Source organism: Arthrobacter sp. CAN_A1 (assembly GCF_015751665.1).
Lineage (GTDB): Bacteria > Actinomycetota > Actinomycetes > Actinomycetales > Micrococcaceae > Arthrobacter_D.
Genome location: NZ_JADOUR010000007.1, coordinates 1 through 14,742, shown reverse-complemented (window position 1 = coordinate 14,742; position 14,742 = coordinate 1). Strand labels below are relative to the sequence as shown.

General features: G+C 64.4%; 16 protein-coding genes. 7 read left to right on the top strand and 9 right to left on the bottom strand.

Features of this window, described 5'->3' with window-relative positions:
- Positions 1 to 1,062, bottom strand: a complete 1,062-nt coding sequence (locus tag IWX62_RS09830) for an asparaginase (RefSeq protein ID WP_196841229.1) — start codon at positions 1,060 to 1,062, stop codon at positions 1 to 3.
- A gap of 258 nt (positions 1,063 to 1,320) precedes the next feature.
- Here IWX62_RS09830 and IWX62_RS09825 point away from each other — a divergent pair, with 258 nt between their 5' ends.
- The gene (locus IWX62_RS09825; protein WP_196841228.1) at positions 1,321 to 2,385 is read left to right on the top strand and encodes a LacI family DNA-binding transcriptional regulator; all 1,065 of its coding nucleotides are present in this window, start codon (positions 1,321 to 1,323) and stop codon (positions 2,383 to 2,385) included.
- On the opposite strand, the gene IWX62_RS09820 is transcribed toward IWX62_RS09825, so the two are convergent.
- From IWX62_RS09820 to pxpA, 5 genes are read right to left on the bottom strand one after another with little or no spacing between them, the layout of a single operon-like run.
- A complete protein-coding gene (locus tag IWX62_RS09820) occupies positions 2,371 to 3,351 on the bottom strand; it encodes a biotin-dependent carboxyltransferase family protein (protein ID WP_196841227.1) in 981 nt (326 codons plus the stop codon). The genes IWX62_RS09825 and IWX62_RS09820 overlap by 15 nt on opposite strands.
- Entirely contained in the window at positions 3,341 to 4,243 is a 903-nt protein-coding gene (locus IWX62_RS09815) for a 5-oxoprolinase subunit B family protein (RefSeq protein WP_196841226.1), read from the bottom strand. Before IWX62_RS09815 ends, IWX62_RS09820 begins: the two co-directional genes overlap by 11 nt.
- A complete protein-coding gene (locus IWX62_RS09810; protein WP_333483339.1) occupies positions 4,240 to 5,601 on the bottom strand; it encodes an acetyl-CoA carboxylase biotin carboxylase subunit in 1,362 nt (453 codons plus the stop codon). Before IWX62_RS09810 ends, IWX62_RS09815 begins: the two co-directional genes overlap by 4 nt.
- Positions 5,598 to 5,837 carry an acetyl-CoA carboxylase gene (locus IWX62_RS09805; protein ID WP_196841225.1) on the bottom strand — a complete coding sequence of 80 codons (240 nt, stop codon included), beginning with the start codon at positions 5,835 to 5,837 and terminating at the stop codon, positions 5,598 to 5,600. Before IWX62_RS09805 ends, IWX62_RS09810 begins: the two co-directional genes overlap by 4 nt.
- A 47-nt stretch (positions 5,838 to 5,884) precedes the next feature.
- Positions 5,885 to 6,637, bottom strand: coding sequence for a 5-oxoprolinase subunit PxpA (gene pxpA / locus IWX62_RS09800; protein ID WP_333483338.1), 753 nt, complete (start codon positions 6,635 to 6,637; stop codon positions 5,885 to 5,887).
- A 93-nt stretch (positions 6,638 to 6,730) separates the two neighbouring features.
- Here pxpA and IWX62_RS09795 point away from each other — a divergent pair, with 93 nt between their 5' ends.
- From IWX62_RS09795 to IWX62_RS09780, 4 genes are all read left to right on the top strand, one after another.
- The gene (locus IWX62_RS09795; protein ID WP_196841224.1) at positions 6,731 to 8,215 is read left to right on the top strand and encodes a PucR family transcriptional regulator; all 1,485 of its coding nucleotides are present in this window, start codon (positions 6,731 to 6,733) and stop codon (positions 8,213 to 8,215) included.
- Positions 8,216 to 8,246: 31 nt separating this feature from the next.
- Positions 8,247 to 9,185: an acetamidase/formamidase family protein gene (locus IWX62_RS09790; protein ID WP_196841223.1), complete on the top strand. Its 939-nt coding sequence runs from the start codon at positions 8,247 to 8,249 to the stop codon at positions 9,183 to 9,185.
- A 90-nt stretch (positions 9,186 to 9,275) separates the two neighbouring features.
- Positions 9,276 to 10,319: an iron-containing redox enzyme family protein gene (locus IWX62_RS09785; protein ID WP_196841222.1), complete on the top strand. Its 1,044-nt coding sequence runs from the start codon at positions 9,276 to 9,278 to the stop codon at positions 10,317 to 10,319.
- Complete coding sequence (locus IWX62_RS09780; protein ID WP_196841221.1) at positions 10,316 to 10,588, top strand: CDGSH iron-sulfur domain-containing protein; 273 nt, start codon at positions 10,316 to 10,318, stop codon at positions 10,586 to 10,588. The genes IWX62_RS09785 and IWX62_RS09780 overlap by 4 nt, the downstream gene beginning before the upstream one ends.
- On the opposite strand, the gene IWX62_RS09775 is transcribed toward IWX62_RS09780, so the two are convergent.
- Complete coding sequence (locus IWX62_RS09775; RefSeq protein WP_196841220.1) at positions 10,585 to 11,136, bottom strand: GNAT family N-acetyltransferase; 552 nt, start codon at positions 11,134 to 11,136, stop codon at positions 10,585 to 10,587. The genes IWX62_RS09780 and IWX62_RS09775 overlap by 4 nt on opposite strands.
- 125 nt (positions 11,137 to 11,261) lie before the next feature.
- Positions 11,262 to 12,350, bottom strand: coding sequence for an alkene reductase (locus IWX62_RS09770; protein WP_196841219.1), 1,089 nt, complete (start codon positions 12,348 to 12,350; stop codon positions 11,262 to 11,264).
- A gap of 104 nt (positions 12,351 to 12,454) precedes the next feature.
- Here IWX62_RS09770 and IWX62_RS09765 point away from each other — a divergent pair, with 104 nt between their 5' ends.
- Positions 12,455 to 12,781, top strand: coding sequence for an ArsR/SmtB family transcription factor (locus IWX62_RS09765; protein WP_196841218.1), 327 nt, complete (start codon positions 12,455 to 12,457; stop codon positions 12,779 to 12,781).
- A 72-nt stretch (positions 12,782 to 12,853) separates the two neighbouring features.
- A complete protein-coding gene (locus IWX62_RS09760; protein ID WP_196841217.1) occupies positions 12,854 to 13,909 on the top strand; it encodes a phosphatase PAP2 family protein in 1,056 nt (351 codons plus the stop codon).
- A gap of 111 nt (positions 13,910 to 14,020) precedes the next feature.
- Here IWX62_RS09760 and IWX62_RS09755 read toward each other — a convergent pair.
- On the bottom strand, positions 14,021 to 14,742 hold a 722-nt coding region (locus IWX62_RS09755; protein ID WP_333483337.1), incomplete at its 5' end, for an S-layer homology domain-containing protein.

Genomic DNA, 14,742 nt, shown 5'->3' with positions numbered 1-14,742 from the left:
TCAACCTTTCGATGGGGTCAAAGCGGTCAGGGTGTCGCTCTCCTGCGGGACCAGGAGGCCCCGCCGGTGGAAATGTTGTTCGATAAGGGGGCGGGTCATCCCGAGGCTGAGAAGCAGTTGCAGCAGAATCCTCGCCTGCCCGGGGCGGAGGAGGCCGGACGGTACCGCCCCCGCGGCGAGAAGGTCCTTCCCGCCGCCCGTACCATAGACCGGCACCACGGGTCCGGCATGGACCCGCGTACTGGTGACGACGACGGCGCCTCCGGCCGTCGCCTCCGCGACCGCCGCGCATATGACCGGGTTGGCGTTGCCGATCCCCGTGGCCTCCAGCACGATTCCTGCTGCCCCCGCCGCCAGTGCAGCCTCGATCATCACTGCATCGGCGCCGGGGTAGGAGGCGACGACGTCGGTTCGGGGGAAACCGACGTCGTCGCCTGTCTGGGGGGCGGGCAGGGGGTCGAAGCGGCCCGGGCGGGAGTCCATCGACACGACGCCGGTGTCGGTAACACTTCCGGCTGGGCTGCTGTCGGGACTGTCGAAGGCAGCGTGCGCGGTGGTGTGGACCTTCCGCACCCCCGCCGAGTGGAAGATCTGCCCGGCGAAACTGACCAGGGCGCCCCGCCCGCCCGCGTCGCTGGCGGACGCGACGGCGATAGCCCGCCGCAGGTTATCGGGCCCATCAGGGGTGGGGTGATCGGCGGCGTACTGGGCGCCAGTGAAGACCACAGGCCGCCAATCGTTGTGGAGGAGATCGGCCAGGTAGGAGGTTTCCTCGGTGGTGTCGGTTCCGTGGGTGACAACCACGCCCACCACGCGCGGGTCGCTCAGCGCCGCTTTGACCTCAGAGCAAATTGTCAGCATGTCCGGAAAGGTGAGCCGGTAGGAGCCCTTCCGCATCACATCGACCACTTTGACCGGGATCGATCCGTACCCCGTACTCTGCAGCAGCACCTCGCCGGAGTCCTCAGCGACTGTCGCGCCACCGGCAGCGGCAGAGTTGCGGGAAGCAATGGTGCCACCGGTAGCCAGCAGCACCACGTACTGTTCCTCACCAGCGTTCATGATCACCTCCATCTCGTCGACACGCCTTTACACAATCGTTTGGGTAAGCAGCAAGTCAGTCGCGGCCAGGACGCGCGTACGGTGTCGGTTGCCCCCAACAGCTGCAGTCTTTGTCCTGTGGGCCATACAACCCAATCGTTTGGGTTGCGCTGAGAAAAAGAATAGGATGTGATCTGGATCTCGTCAAGGGTTAGGGCAAAAGTTTTCACGTCTGAAACAATCGATCTACCACGCAAGGGCAGGACGGAGGGGAGCTTTATGGATTTATCAGGATCAAGCCGTGCGCCAATCACGCTGAAGGATCTTGCCAGCGAGCTGGGCATTCACCCCTCGACGGTGTCCAGGGTCTTGCACTCGACGTCGGATGTCGCTAAAGGTGCCGCGTCGTCAGCCACAGCCCAGAAGGTGCGGGACCTTGCCCGCGAGCGCGGATATTCGCCGGATCCCCAGGCCAAGAGCCTCAGGACCCGCCGCACCAGGGCCCTCGGCGTGATCGTGCCGCGGCTCTCCGACATTGTGCTGGCCACCATGTATGAGGGCATCGAGGAAGCGGCAGCCGAAAATAACTACTCGACGTTTGTGATGAATTCACATGACAGTACCGATGAGCAGCGCCGCAAAGCCGAGATCATGCTGGCCCGCCGCGTGGATGGCCTGATCCTCGGCGACGTGCATGCCGGTAGTGACCTGTTACCGGACCTTCGTGCCCGGCACATCCCGTTCGTGCTGATGAACCGGCGGCACCCGGGGTTTCCCTCGGCGACGTGTGACGACGTCGTTGGTGGTGAATTGGTGGCCGACCACCTGTGGCAGGCAGGTCACCGCCGTGTCGCCCTGATCGCCGGAGAACCGTATGCGAGCACTGCCCTTGACCGTACCGCCGGGTTCCGGCAGCGCTGGCGGGATCTCGGCGGCGAGCTTCCGGACAGCTCGGTGATCTGGTCGCGTTTCGACACTGAGGGCGGCAGGGACGCAGCGGAAACCATCGTGGGGCAGCCCGGTCCGGCACCGACAGCGGTTTTCGCGGTCAACGACTTCGCGGCGATCGGAGCCATGGGAACCTTCCGCGCCCATGGCCTGACCGTGGGCCTGGACATCGCCGTCGTCGGCTTCAACGACACCTCGCTCGCGGCGCAGCTGCCTATTCCGCTGTCCTCGGTGCGCTCGCCGATGTTCCAGATTGGCCGTCAGGCGATGCTGATGCTGCGGCGGGTCATTAACGGCGAGCGGGTCGAGTCGGTCAGGATGACCCCCGAGCTCTTTGTTCGTGAAAGCAGCGCAGCGGCCCCCCTCGACGAATCGCAGCGTTCACTGGCCAGCTGACCCCCAGATTCTGGACCTGATCTCCTTCCCTTCCGCGCGGGCGGCAAGGGCTTCTTCCATGGTGACCGGTGTGAAGGTTGTCCGCGTTCCCGGAGCACTCCGCGCCAGCAGATCCATATCGGAGCTGATGACGGTGGCCACCATGGCGTAGCCGCCGCCGGAGACTGCGTCGCGGTGGAGCACAATGGGTTCCTTGCCGCCGGGAATCTGGATGGAGCCGATCGCGTAGCCGGCGTCGACGATGTTCGACGGGTCGGAACCGGCACCGAACGGCTGGACCCGCGGCTTCCACGAGACTGACGGGCCGGAGTATCGCAGGCCCGTCCGGTCAGCGACGGGCGTTAGCTTCCACGTGGCGCTAAACAGCGTGTCCAGCCCTTCCTCGGTCAACCGATGGTCATACAGGCCGGGCATGACTCGCACCGTGATCTCCTTGGCGAAGGTTGGCCGGAGGGACTCGTCGATGAAGTCCGCAGCCGAGGCGTGGCGTTCCGATCCAGCCGCCCCGATGTCCAGGGTGTCGCCCGCTTTGAGGGTGCGCCCCTCGAATCCGCCCATGGCACCCAACGCGTAGGTGGAACGGCTGCCCAGCACCACCGGGACGTCGATTCCGCCCTGGACGGCGATGTAGTAGCGGGTTCCGGCGCGGATCATCCCGAAGGACACCTCGTCGCCGGCGACCAGCTCAAGCCGGGTCCACTGCTCCCGGGGAGCCCCGTTGACGAGCACGTTCACGGGGGCGCCGGCGACGGCGATGACGGCGTCGTTATCGGTGGTGAACCGGGGTCCGATGTAGGTGCATTCCAGGACGGCCTCCGCTGGCGTGTTGCCGGCGAGGGCGTTGGCCATCTCCGCCGACAGCTGGTCCATTGACCCGCCCTGGGGGATGCCGACGTGATAGTAGCCGGGCCGGCCCATGTCCTGGACCGTCGTGGCAAGCCCGGGTTCAGTGATCCTAATGGCCATTGAGGTGCTCCATGATCTCCTTGTTATATTCAGTGGGGTGGGCGAGAGCCCGCTCGAGGTCGAACACCACGGGCGCCTGCCGGTAGGTGAAGGACCCGTCGGCAACAAGCTCCTGGATATGCCGGTATTCGGCTTCGTCAACCGGTTTGAACTTCACAATGTCTCCGGGTTTGAAGAAGATCATGAAGTCGTCGAAGTCCGAGAGGCGCTGGGCAGGGTCGAAGATCGGTGCCGCAGCGATCCCGAACATCTGGTACCCGCCGGCGCCGCGGACCGAGTAGATGCAGGCGAAGCAACCGCCGTGGCCGACGGTCAGGGCGGGAGTGTCGGTGCGGGGGCTCAGATACTTGGGGACCTCGAGCTGTTTCTCCTGCGGAACGATCTGGAACATGAAGGGCAGGCCGGCCACAAAACCGACCATCGACACCAGCCACGGCGACTCGTGATGACGGCTGATGAACTCGGCTGGCGACGCCAGGTTGTTCTCCTCGGCCGCGAAATCGAGGTCGTTGCCCTCCGGACGTTGATGTCCCGAGCGGAATCGAGCACCGGTTTCCCGGGTGTACGGATCGTCGTACCAGACGGGCACCTCGATAATGCGGGTCTGGAGGGTGGGCTGCGTCATCTGCGCCACCTCGGCCTCGACGCTGCGGACAGCCTTTTCAAGGGTGTTGGGCGGGAGGTCGTCCGGGTTGAAGCGGATCAGCACTGACGCGTTGGCTGGGCAGATGTCGGTGATCCCCGGTAGGTGGCGGGACCCGAGCGCGGCAGCCATCGCGTTGGCTTTGAAATTGGCAGCGAGGCTCATTCCCTCGGCAATTTCGACGAAGAGGAACTCGTCTCCTCCCCAGGTGTAACGGGCGGCGTCCAGGTGCAGGGCTGTGGCACTCATGCATTAGCTCCTAACAGGTCGGGTGTGGTTTCGATGAATTTGGAGTGGTGCTCGACGGCGGCCACTTCGCTCCGGGCGAGGACTGCCTTCAGCAGGGGGAGAGTGGTCTTCACCCCGGAGATGAGGACCTCGCTGAGCGCTCCGGACGACCGGGCCATTGCCTGGTCCCTGCTGGAATCCCAGACGATGAGCTTGGCCAGCAACGAGTCGTAGAAGGGGGCCACGGCCGACCCGGCCACCACCCCTGAATCGATGCGGACGCCTGGCCCTCCTGGCCACTGGAGCCGCTCCAGGGTGCCGGGGCTGGGCATGAATCCGTTTTCGGGGTCCTCGGCATTGATCCGGAACTCGAAGGCGTGGCCGCTGAACCCGATGTCCTCCTGGGTGAGGCGGAGTGCGCCGTCGCGCGCCACCAGGATCTGCTCACGGATCAGGTCCAGGCCGGTAATCATTTCCGTGACGGGATGCTCCACCTGCAGGCGGGTGTTCATTTCGATGAACGCCGCCTCCTGGGTGTCAGGGTTGTAGAGGAATTCGATAGTTCCCAGCCCGCTGTAGTGACATTGGCGGCCCAGCTCGATGGAGGAGGCCAGGATGGTTGCCCTCACGTCGTCGGGCAGCCCGGGGGCCGGTGCTTCCTCGACGATCTTCTGCTGTCGGCGCTGGAGGGAGCAGTCCCTGTCGCCCAGGTGGATGACCTGTGCGCCGTCGCCGATGATCTGGACTTCCACGTGCCGGGCGCGGTGGACAAACTGTTCAAGGTACACGGTGGAGTCCCCGAAGGCCGCCTGGGCTTCGGCCTGGGCGATTTCAACGGTCGACAGGAGATCGGCTGCTGCGGTGACGAGGCGGATGCCCCTGCCGCCACCGCCTGCGGAGGCCTTGACCACGAGGGGATAGCCCACCTTTTCGGCGATCCCCAGGGTGTCGCTGTCCGGTGTGAGAGCTCCGTCACTGCCGCGCAGGGTGGGGACTCCCGCGGCCTTGGCCGCCTGCCGGGCGCGGGACTTGTTGCCCATGAGCTCGATGGCGTCGGCGGACGGACCGATCCAGGTCAGCCCCCGGTCAACCACGGCCCGCGCGAACCCGGCGTTTTCGGACAGGAATCCGTAGCCGGGGTGCAGGGAGTCGCATCCGGTGGCCGACGCCGCCTCAAGGACCGCTTCTGCATTGAGGTAACTTTTCCCCGCCGGTGCCGGGCCGATGATGTGGACCTCGTCAGCCAGTTGTGCTGCGTAGGAGCCTTCATCGGGTTCGCTGGCCGCCAGCACCGTCTTGATACCCAGCTCGCGGGCCGCGCGGATGATCCGGACGGCAATCTCGCCACGGTTCGCGACCAGCAGCTTGTCCACGGTCATCCCTCGGTCACCGTCGCAATGACGTCGCCGGGGTTGACGGTCCCCGAGTCCTCGATGGCGAAGCTTTCGAGTATCCCCGAGACGTCGCTGCGCACTTCGGAGAACTGCTTCATGATTTCCACGACGCCGACCGTCTGGCCGGCCTCGATCCGATCTCCGACGGTGGCGTAGGGCTCCTTGTCGGGGCCGGGCTTGCGGTAGAAGATGCCGGGAAGTGGGGAAATGATGTCGGTCACGGGTGGCCTTTCGGTGCTTTATTCGGGCTGCTTGGACAGGTGGGGTGTTACTCGGAGAGAGCGGCGCGCACGGCGGCGGCGACGTCGGGGGAGTTGGGTGCATCGGAGTGTACGCAGATGCTCTGGAATTCGATGTGCAGTTCGGAGCCATCCGATGCCTCGACGACGCCATCCGCCAACGCGCGGCGCACCCGTGCAGCCGCTTTGACGGGGTCCGTGGGTTCGGGGCGACGCTGAATCAGAAGCTGCCCCTCCGGGCCGTAGTTGAGGTCCACATAGAGTTCGCTGACGAACTGCACACCCAGTTCGTCGCAGACAGCCTGGTGCTCGGTAGCCGCCAGACCGTAGAACGGCACGTTATAGAGGGCAGCGACCTTGGCCGCGGCAGTCATCAGAGACCGGTCCCGGGACAGCATGCCGTACAGGGATCCGTGGGGTTTGATGTGGTTGAGGGTGGCGCCGGCGGCGGTGAGGAAGGACTGGAGGGCTCCCACCTGGTACAGCAGGATGTTCTCCACCTCGTCGGGGGTCAGCTTCATTTCGCGGCGGCCGAAACCGACCAGATCGGGTAGCCCTGGGTGGGCGCCGATGCCGAGTCCCCGTTCGGCAGCAGCTGACACCGTTGCGGCCATGGTGTCGGGGTCTCCAGCGTGGAACCCGCACGCCACATTGATGACGTCCACGGTGTCCATCAGGGCAAGGTCATTGCCGAAGGAGTGCAAGCCCAGGGATTCACCCATGTCTGAATTCAGGGTGGGGCCTGGCTTGCTGGTGGCAGGGGTCACAGCTGGCGAAGTCATGCGCTTCACACTAGTAGCCGCCGGCGCAGCCGATATAGTGGACTTCCGCCCTCGGATAATCCGGTTTGATGGGCACATGCACAGGTGGACTCGATGATTATTGCTGATCTGCTATCCGAAGACACTCTCCAACTCCGGCTCCATACCCCCAGTTCGAGGGACCGGCTAGCCCGGGAAATCAGCTGGTGCGCCCCGGCCGAAACTATCGATCCCACCCCGTTCCTGAGCCGAAACGTCCTGCTCCTGACCAACGGCATCGGCCTGAATATCGAGGATGACCGCACCTGGTCGGCCTATGTGGAACGGCTGGTCTCGGTACAGGTGGCCGCGGTGGCGTTCGGCACCGGATTCGCCCACCACCTCATCCCGCCGGGGCTGGTGCGCGCAGCAGCGGACCACGATCTACCCCTGCTGGAGATCCCGCGGTCTGTCCCGTTCCTTCAGGTGCATCGCCACGTCACCAATGTGCTGCAGTCCGAGCGTTTCACCGCGATCACCCGGTCCTGGGAGCTCGCCCAGACGTGCGCCGGTCTCGCGTCATCGGGGGCAAGACTTTCAGTCATCCTCGATGCGGTCGCGGCGGCGGTCAGGGGTGAGGTGGCGATTGCCGACGCCCTCGGTGCGGTGATCGCCAGGTCGCCGGAACGGTCAGCCTGGAGTCAGGAGGACCTGGAGGTGGCAGCATCGGCAGGGATGGATGCCACGGTTCCGTTGCCGATGGGGACAGGGGATTCCTTTCAGTTGGTGGTGCGGGGTGCCGAGGTGGAGCATCCTATTTCCACCCTGCTGGCGCCCGTCGCGTCGATCATTGCCGTGCAGCTGCAGACCGCGCTGCTGACCACCACGTCCAAGCAATCCGAGTTGGTGACGCTGCTGGACCAGGTGGCCGACTGGAAGGGGGTTGCGCTGGAGCAGTTCGCCGAGACCGTGCGGTCCACCGGGCTCCTCAGCGACGAGGCGACGGTTGTTATCGCGGCCCGCACCGGCCACGGCACCCTGTCGGATGCCTGGAAGACCCGGCTGATGCTGCAGTCAGTGTTCGACGTCGTCAGGGTCCAGGTGCGCAGCGGCACCCTGTTCGCGTTTGCCCAGCAGCCGCGGACGGTAGGTGCTGGGGGCGCGGTGACCCCTGAGTCGCTCCTGGGCTGGTTCACCGATGAGATGCCGGACCAGGCGGTGGTGCTCAAGGGCCCCTGTGCCAGCACCGATGAGCTACGGCTCGGTGTCTACCAATCCCAGGATTTGCTGGCGACCGTGACCGGGCCAACCATTGCACCTGAGCTGGGGATCAGCGCACTGATCGCCTCAACCGCTACCCATGGGGCGCGGGCAGGGGCGCGCAAGCTGTTGGCTCCGGTGATCGCCTACGATTCCACCCATTCGCTGGGCCTGCTCAACACCCTTGAGTGCTTCCTCGCCCACGACGCGCAACCCTCCCGGGCTGCTGCGAGTCTTTACATCCATCGGAACACCCTGAGCCAGCGGATCGGGAAACTCGAAGGGTTGTTGAAGTTGTCCCTCTCCACTCTGGAGGGGCAGGCGACCTGCCTGATGGCCTTGCGGATCCTCACGAACTGAACCTCCCATCAGGGCATCGTAGGCTGACCCCATGACCATTCCCTTTCTTGAGCCCAGCCCGGCCACCGCCACCCAGGTTTTCTCCCGCGACAATCCGCCGGTGCTCACGGTCAATCCTGGTGATGCAGTGCGGGTCCGCTCCCTCGACGCGTGGGGCCATCTGGAACGTCAGACCGTCCCCGGCGAGGACAAGCCGCAACTCTTCGCCGAACGGAAGGGCCATTGCCTGACCGGGCCCATCGCTGTGTCCGGCGCACAACCAGGCGGCGTGCTGGCCATCACCTTCGTTTCCATCACTCCGGACCCCTGGGGCTTCACCAACGCGGGCCGCAAGGACGATGCCTTCACCCGCCTGCTCGACGTCGACGGCGGGGTTCCCCAATGGTTGTTGTGGGATATCGACGTGAATCAGGGAACGGCCACCAACCAGCTGGGGCAGATCGTGTCGCTCAACCCGTTCCTCGGCGTCGTCGGTGTGCCGCCGAACCGTCCCGGTGACTTCACCACCACCCCGCCGCGCGCCGACGGCGGAGGCAACATCGATTGCAAGGAACTGACTGCGGGATCAACCCTCTTTCTGCCGGTGACGGTGCTCGGCGCGCTGCTCAGCATCGGTGATGGTCATGCCGCGCAAGGCGACGGCGAAGTGGGCGGCACAGCGATTGAGTGCGGAATGACCACTGAACTGGTGCTCGACGTCGTCGAGGATGCCCCGCTGCGGACGATTCACGCAATCACCCCGACGGCAAGAATCACGTTTGGCTTCAACGCCGACCTCAACCTCGCAACGGCTGAAGCGCTCAAGGCGATGCTGACCTGGATGCAGCAGCTCTACGGCATGGAGCGCACCCTCGCTTTGGCGCTGGCCAGCACGGTCGTGGACCTGAGGATCACGCAGATTGCCAACGAAACCTGGGGTGTGCACGCGGTGCTCCGCCACGATGCTGTGCACGGGGTCACAACGGTCTGAACGGTCCGCCGCTGCTCTCCGGCCGGATAGCAAGTATGCTGAGGACTTGCTCTAGTTCACGTTTGACCGCCCAATGAAAGGGGTCCCGTCATGAAACAACCTCAGCCTCGCGGCCCAGTGAGCACGCTGCTCCTGGACATCCTGAATGACCCTGAACGCAGCGCCTCCGATGCCGTGGACCCCAACGACGATCTTGCCGCAGTGGTGCGGGACGCCATTGCTGCCTCGCCCGATCTTGCCGTTGATGAAGACCTCCAGCTGACACTGTTCTGCCTGTTCGAGCTGCACTACAGCGGCATCGACGGTACGGGCGGCGACTGGGAGTGGAACCCTTGGCTGATCGCCGTCCGGCGTCTGCTGGAGCGGGCCTATGAAGCGCAACTGCGGGCGATCGTGAAACTTCCGGAACTGCCGGAGCCGACCAGCGCCGGCGTAGCGGCTGGCCTGTTCGAGCTGACCGGTCGCGACGGCGGTCCGAGCATGTCCCGGTATGTGGCCAAACAGGCGACCGAAGAGCAGATCGGCGAGTTTTTGATCCAGAAGTCGATCTACACGCTGAAGGAAGCCGACCCGCACACGTGGGCCATTCCCCGCCTCACCGGTCGGGCCAAGGCGGCCTTGGTTGAGATCCAGGCCGACGAGTATGGCGGTGGGGTGCCCAACCGGATGCACTCGGCCCTCTACGCCCAGTCGATGAGGGAAGCCGGGCTCGACGACGGGTACGGCACCTACCTTGACGCCGTCCCCGCCATCACGCTGGCGTCGTCGAACCTGATGTCGATGTTCGGGCTCAACCGGCGCCTTCGCGGCGCGATCGTGGGGCACCTCGCCTCGTACGAGATGACCTCCTCGCAGGCGAACCGGATGTATGCCCGGGGATTCCGGCGGCTTGGCTTCACCGATGCGACCGCCGCCTACTTCGATGAGCATGTGGAGGCGGACGCCGTCCACGAGCAGATCGCTGGCAGGGACCTTGCCGGTGGGTTGATTGAAGCCGAGCCGGAGCTGCTCGAGGATGTGTTCTTCGGCGCCGCGGCGGCGATGGCCGTCGACAGCTGGATGACCGAACACATCCTCGACGCCTGGAACGCGGGGACCTCCTCGCTGCGCTCCTCGGCTTCGGTCACCGCATGAGTGCCAACGCGCGCGACGACAGTGTCGCCGAAGATGGTGCCGGTGACGAGGTCGCCGCGGTACCGACCGGATCCCGGCAGACCATCGTTGCCTTCCCCGATGGTCCGCTGCTGGTCCGTGGAGACTTCGACATTGTCGACCCGGACGGCAATCAGCTCCGCCGCAGCCGCAAGACGGTTGCGCTGTGCCGGTGTGGGGCTTCGGTGATTAAGCCGTACTGCGACGGCAGCCATAAGCTGATCGGCTTCAAAACCGAACCCGAAAGCTAGCTCCGCTCGGGCAGTGTCAGTTCGAGGATGAAGTCATTCTCGACGCCGGCACCCAGGCGGAAAGTTTTCACTCCCACCTTGATGAAGCCGTGCTTCTCGTAGAACCGGACGGCCCGGTGGTTTTCGTCGTTGGTTCCTAGCCAGACTGCGGCCGCGCGCTTTCCGGCCGCCGTCTCCAGTGTCGCCTGCATCAGCAGGGCGGCCTGTCCACGCCCGTGATGGTCAGGGTGGACGTAGAACTTGCTCAGCTCCATGGTGGGAAACGTCGAGAGGGACGCCAGCACTCCGGCGTCAGTGGGGTCGCCCTCGATGATCATGCTGTAGGCAATGAGGCGGTCGCCGTCGCGCAGGCACAGCAACTTCTTGCCCGGATCGGCGAGGTACAGACGGAACCGCGCCGGCGAGAGTTCGGTCGTGATGTGATGCTTGATGTCCTCGGGCCGCGAGGAGGCCGGGCAGGCGAGCGGGAACGTGACAGCGGCCAGCTCGGCGAGCCGCTCGGCGTCGTCTGCGGTTGCCTGGTCAATGAGGAGATGCACGGGATCCATGATTCCATGCCGGGACAGTACACCCGTCCCGGGGCCGCCGTGGCGGCGCAATGTGACGACTGGGCTCCGGTCCCGCCTGCCTACCGTCGCGCGGGAGCGACGGCAGACGGGCCGGGATCGCAGTACTAGGAGCTGGTGACGAGGGTGGGGTAGTCGGTGTAGCCCACCTCGGTGCCGCCATAGAAGGTGCTGCCGTCGGCCTCGTTGAGCGGGGCATCGGAGGCGAGCCGCTCCACGAAGTCGGGGTTGGCGATGAACATGCGCCCGAAGGCGATGAGGTCGGCGCCGCGTGCCAGCCACACGTCGGCACGTTCCTTGTCCGCTGCCTCCTGGTTCTGGACTAGCGGCGACGGGTTGACGATGAGCGTCCCCTCCCAGAGGTCCAGGATGCGCTGGTTGACCTTGTCCTCGCGGGCTTCGACGATGTGGAGGTACGCGGGACCCAGGGGAACCAACTGCTCGAGGAGCGACGTGTAGGTGTCCAGGACGTCCTCCTCGGCAATGTCATTGAAGTCGTTGCCGGGGGAGAGGCGGAAGCCCACGCGTCCGGCGCCGATGGCTGCCACGACTGCCTGCATCACTTCGACGAGGAAGCGGGTGCGGGCGACGGGGGAGCCGCCGTATTCGTCGGTGCGCTGGTTGGTGCCGCTCGCCAGGAACTGGTGGGGGAGGTAACCATTGGCACCGTGGATTTCGACGCCGTCGAACCCGGCCTCGACGGCGAGGCGGGCAGCCGTGGCATAATCGGCAACGGTGTCGGTGATGTCCTGCACGGTCATGGCCTGGGGGACCACGAAGTCCTGCATGCCGTCGGCGGTGAAGACCTGGCCGGCCGGGCGGACCGCTGAGGGGGCGAGCGGGACCATGCCGTCGGGCAGCAGGCTGGGGTGACCGATGCGGCCGGTGTGCATGATCTGGGCGAAGATCTTGCCGCCTTCGGCATGCACGGCGTCGGTGACGGAGCGCCAGCCAGCAACCTGCTCGGCAGTGTGCAGGCCTGGAGTGAAGGGATAGCCCTGGCCCAAGGCGTTGGGCTGCGTGCCCTCGGTGATGATCAATCCGGCTGACGCGCGCTGCGCGTAGTAGGTGGCCATCATGTCGGTGGGGACGCCGTCGTCGTCGGCCCGGGAGCGGGTCATCGGGGCCATGACGGCGCGGTTGGCGAGCTGCAGACCCCCGACGGTGGTGGTGTCAAAAAGTGTTGAGTCAGCCATGGCGATGCCTATCGGTCGATTGGTTGGTACGATAATCAACGTACAACGATGGAAGTCTTAGTACAACTTTCGTCGTACTAGTTGGTAATGTGAAGGAGCTCGGCATGAGTGCAGAACCCCTCCCGCGGCAGGTAGGGCATCCACTGCCCGATGAGCTCCGTCTCACCGAAGTGCTGCATGCGCTCGCGGATCCACTTCGCTTGAGCATTGTGGCAACCTTGGCGGACTCGGGCGCCGAACTGTCCTGCAGTGCTTTTCACCTTCCGGTCACCAAATCGACCAGCACGCACCATTTCCGTGTCCTGCGCGAGGCTGGCCTTGTGCGGCAGCGATACGAGGGTACCGCCCGAATGAACAGCCTGCGCAGGGAAGACCTGGACGCCGTCTTCCCGGGGCTACTGGCGTCGGTGCTCGCGTCGGCAAAACAGTAGGGCTTGGCTTACTGCGAGCTATAACACATGTTTTTGGAATGTAACGACGCTCTCGCACGATAAAATCTACTAATGAGTAATGAGGGCACGCGAGCCATTTCGCCATGGCGTCGCCTCTTCGGGATCCCGCTGGTCACCACGATGACCTTCATGGTGTTGATGCTTGCCACAGCAGTGATCAATGGACTTCCAGTGCGTGATCCCGACGGATTTCTGGGGCCGAGCTATGTTCGTCTGCCGCTGATCGTTGTCCTGGTGATGGTGGTCGACGTGGTGCCGCGGGTGTTTGCCCAGCGACCACGGGCCGGGGAGATCCTTGGAACGATAGGCCAGGTATTTAAGTCTCGCTGGACTATGCCTCGAGTGGCGGCCATCACCGCCGGAATGGCGAGCTTTTATCTCGCCTATGTGGCGTACCGGAACCTCAAGAGCTTTTTGCCGTTTCTTCGCGACCGTCTCACAGACTCGGTGCTGGTGAACACCGACCGGTGGTTCGCTGGCGGAAGCAACCCGAGCGACGTTCTCCACGAGCTTCTGGGAACAGGCATCACGGCCGAGGTTCTCTCAGTGATTTACGTGTCCTTCCTGATTTTCGTTCCCGTTTCGCTGGCCGTCGCCATGGTCTGGTCCGATGACCTCTCTCGCGGAGCGTGGTACGTGAGCGCCCTGTGCTTCAACTGGATTCTTGGAACCGCGACCTATTACATGCTGCCGTCGCTTGGACCAATCTACGTTGAGGAGTCTTCCTTCGCTGATCTGCCGGTGACCGCGACGTCGGCCCTCCAGGATTCCCTTTACGAAAACCGGCTGGCCGTCCTCGTTGACCCCCATGCGACGCAGTCGGTCCAGGGTATTGCGGCGTTCGCTTCACTGCACGTATCCATCATGTTCACCGCGGCCCTGATGGCGCACCTCATCCGGCTGCCGAGGCCCGTGCGGTGGCTGTTGTGGATTTACGTTTCGCTGACAGGACTAGCCACCGTGTACTTCGGGTGGCACTACATCCTCGATGTTCCGGCCGGTCTTGCCATCGGTGGGCTGTCGGTCTGGTTGGCCGCGTTAGCCACGGGTCGGCTTCACCGTCCGGGTCGACGTCGGGCCGACAAGAAGCTGCACCCTTCGGCCTAGTGGCGGGTTGAATAGTGGAGCAATCAGGAAAGTATGTCCCGGTCGGAGCGCCGAGCCGTTTGTGCGACTTTGCGCCCCGACCGATGCTGCCATCAGGTTTTAGCCGTGGGGTTAGACCGCTGCGTCAAACCGGTAGATGAAGGCAGCCATGGCATCGCGCTTAATAGGCTCAAGCGGCCGATAGGTGCTGTCAGACCATCCGGTGGAGATGCCTTCTTCTGCGAGCCAGGCCATTTCTTTGTAGAACTGTTGGCTGGTTGATACGTCGCGGAAGGGGGACTTTGCCGGTGGCGTGTAGACGGGTGATCCTGCCATGCGGTACATGAAGGCTGCCATGGCGTCTCGACTGATGGACTGGAGGGGTCGGTAGCTGCGGGTGTTGTTCGGCTCGGCCCATCCGGTGGAGATGCCTTCTTCTGCGAGCCAGGCCATTTCTTTGTAGAACTGTTGGCTGGTTGATACGTCGCGGAAGGGGGACTTTGCCGGTGGTGTGTAGGCCGGTGAGCCTGCCATGCGGTACATGAATGCTGCCATGGCGTCGCGGCTGATGGACTGCAGGGGTCGGTAGCTGCGGGTGTTGTTAGGTTCGGCCCATCCGGTGGAAATTCCCTTTTCTGCGAGCCAGGCCATTTCAGTGTAGAACTGTTGGCTGGTTGATACGTCGCGGAACGGAGACTTCGTTGGTGGCGTATAGGCCGCCTTCTTGGGGCTGAAGGTGGCACTCCACTTAGCAGTGGTGCCGGGGGTGAGGGTGTAGCCGGTGCGGGCTTTGGCGGTGATGGTGATGGTTCCGGTGCCGGGGTAGGTTCCCTTGGCGATTACTTTGCCGGCGA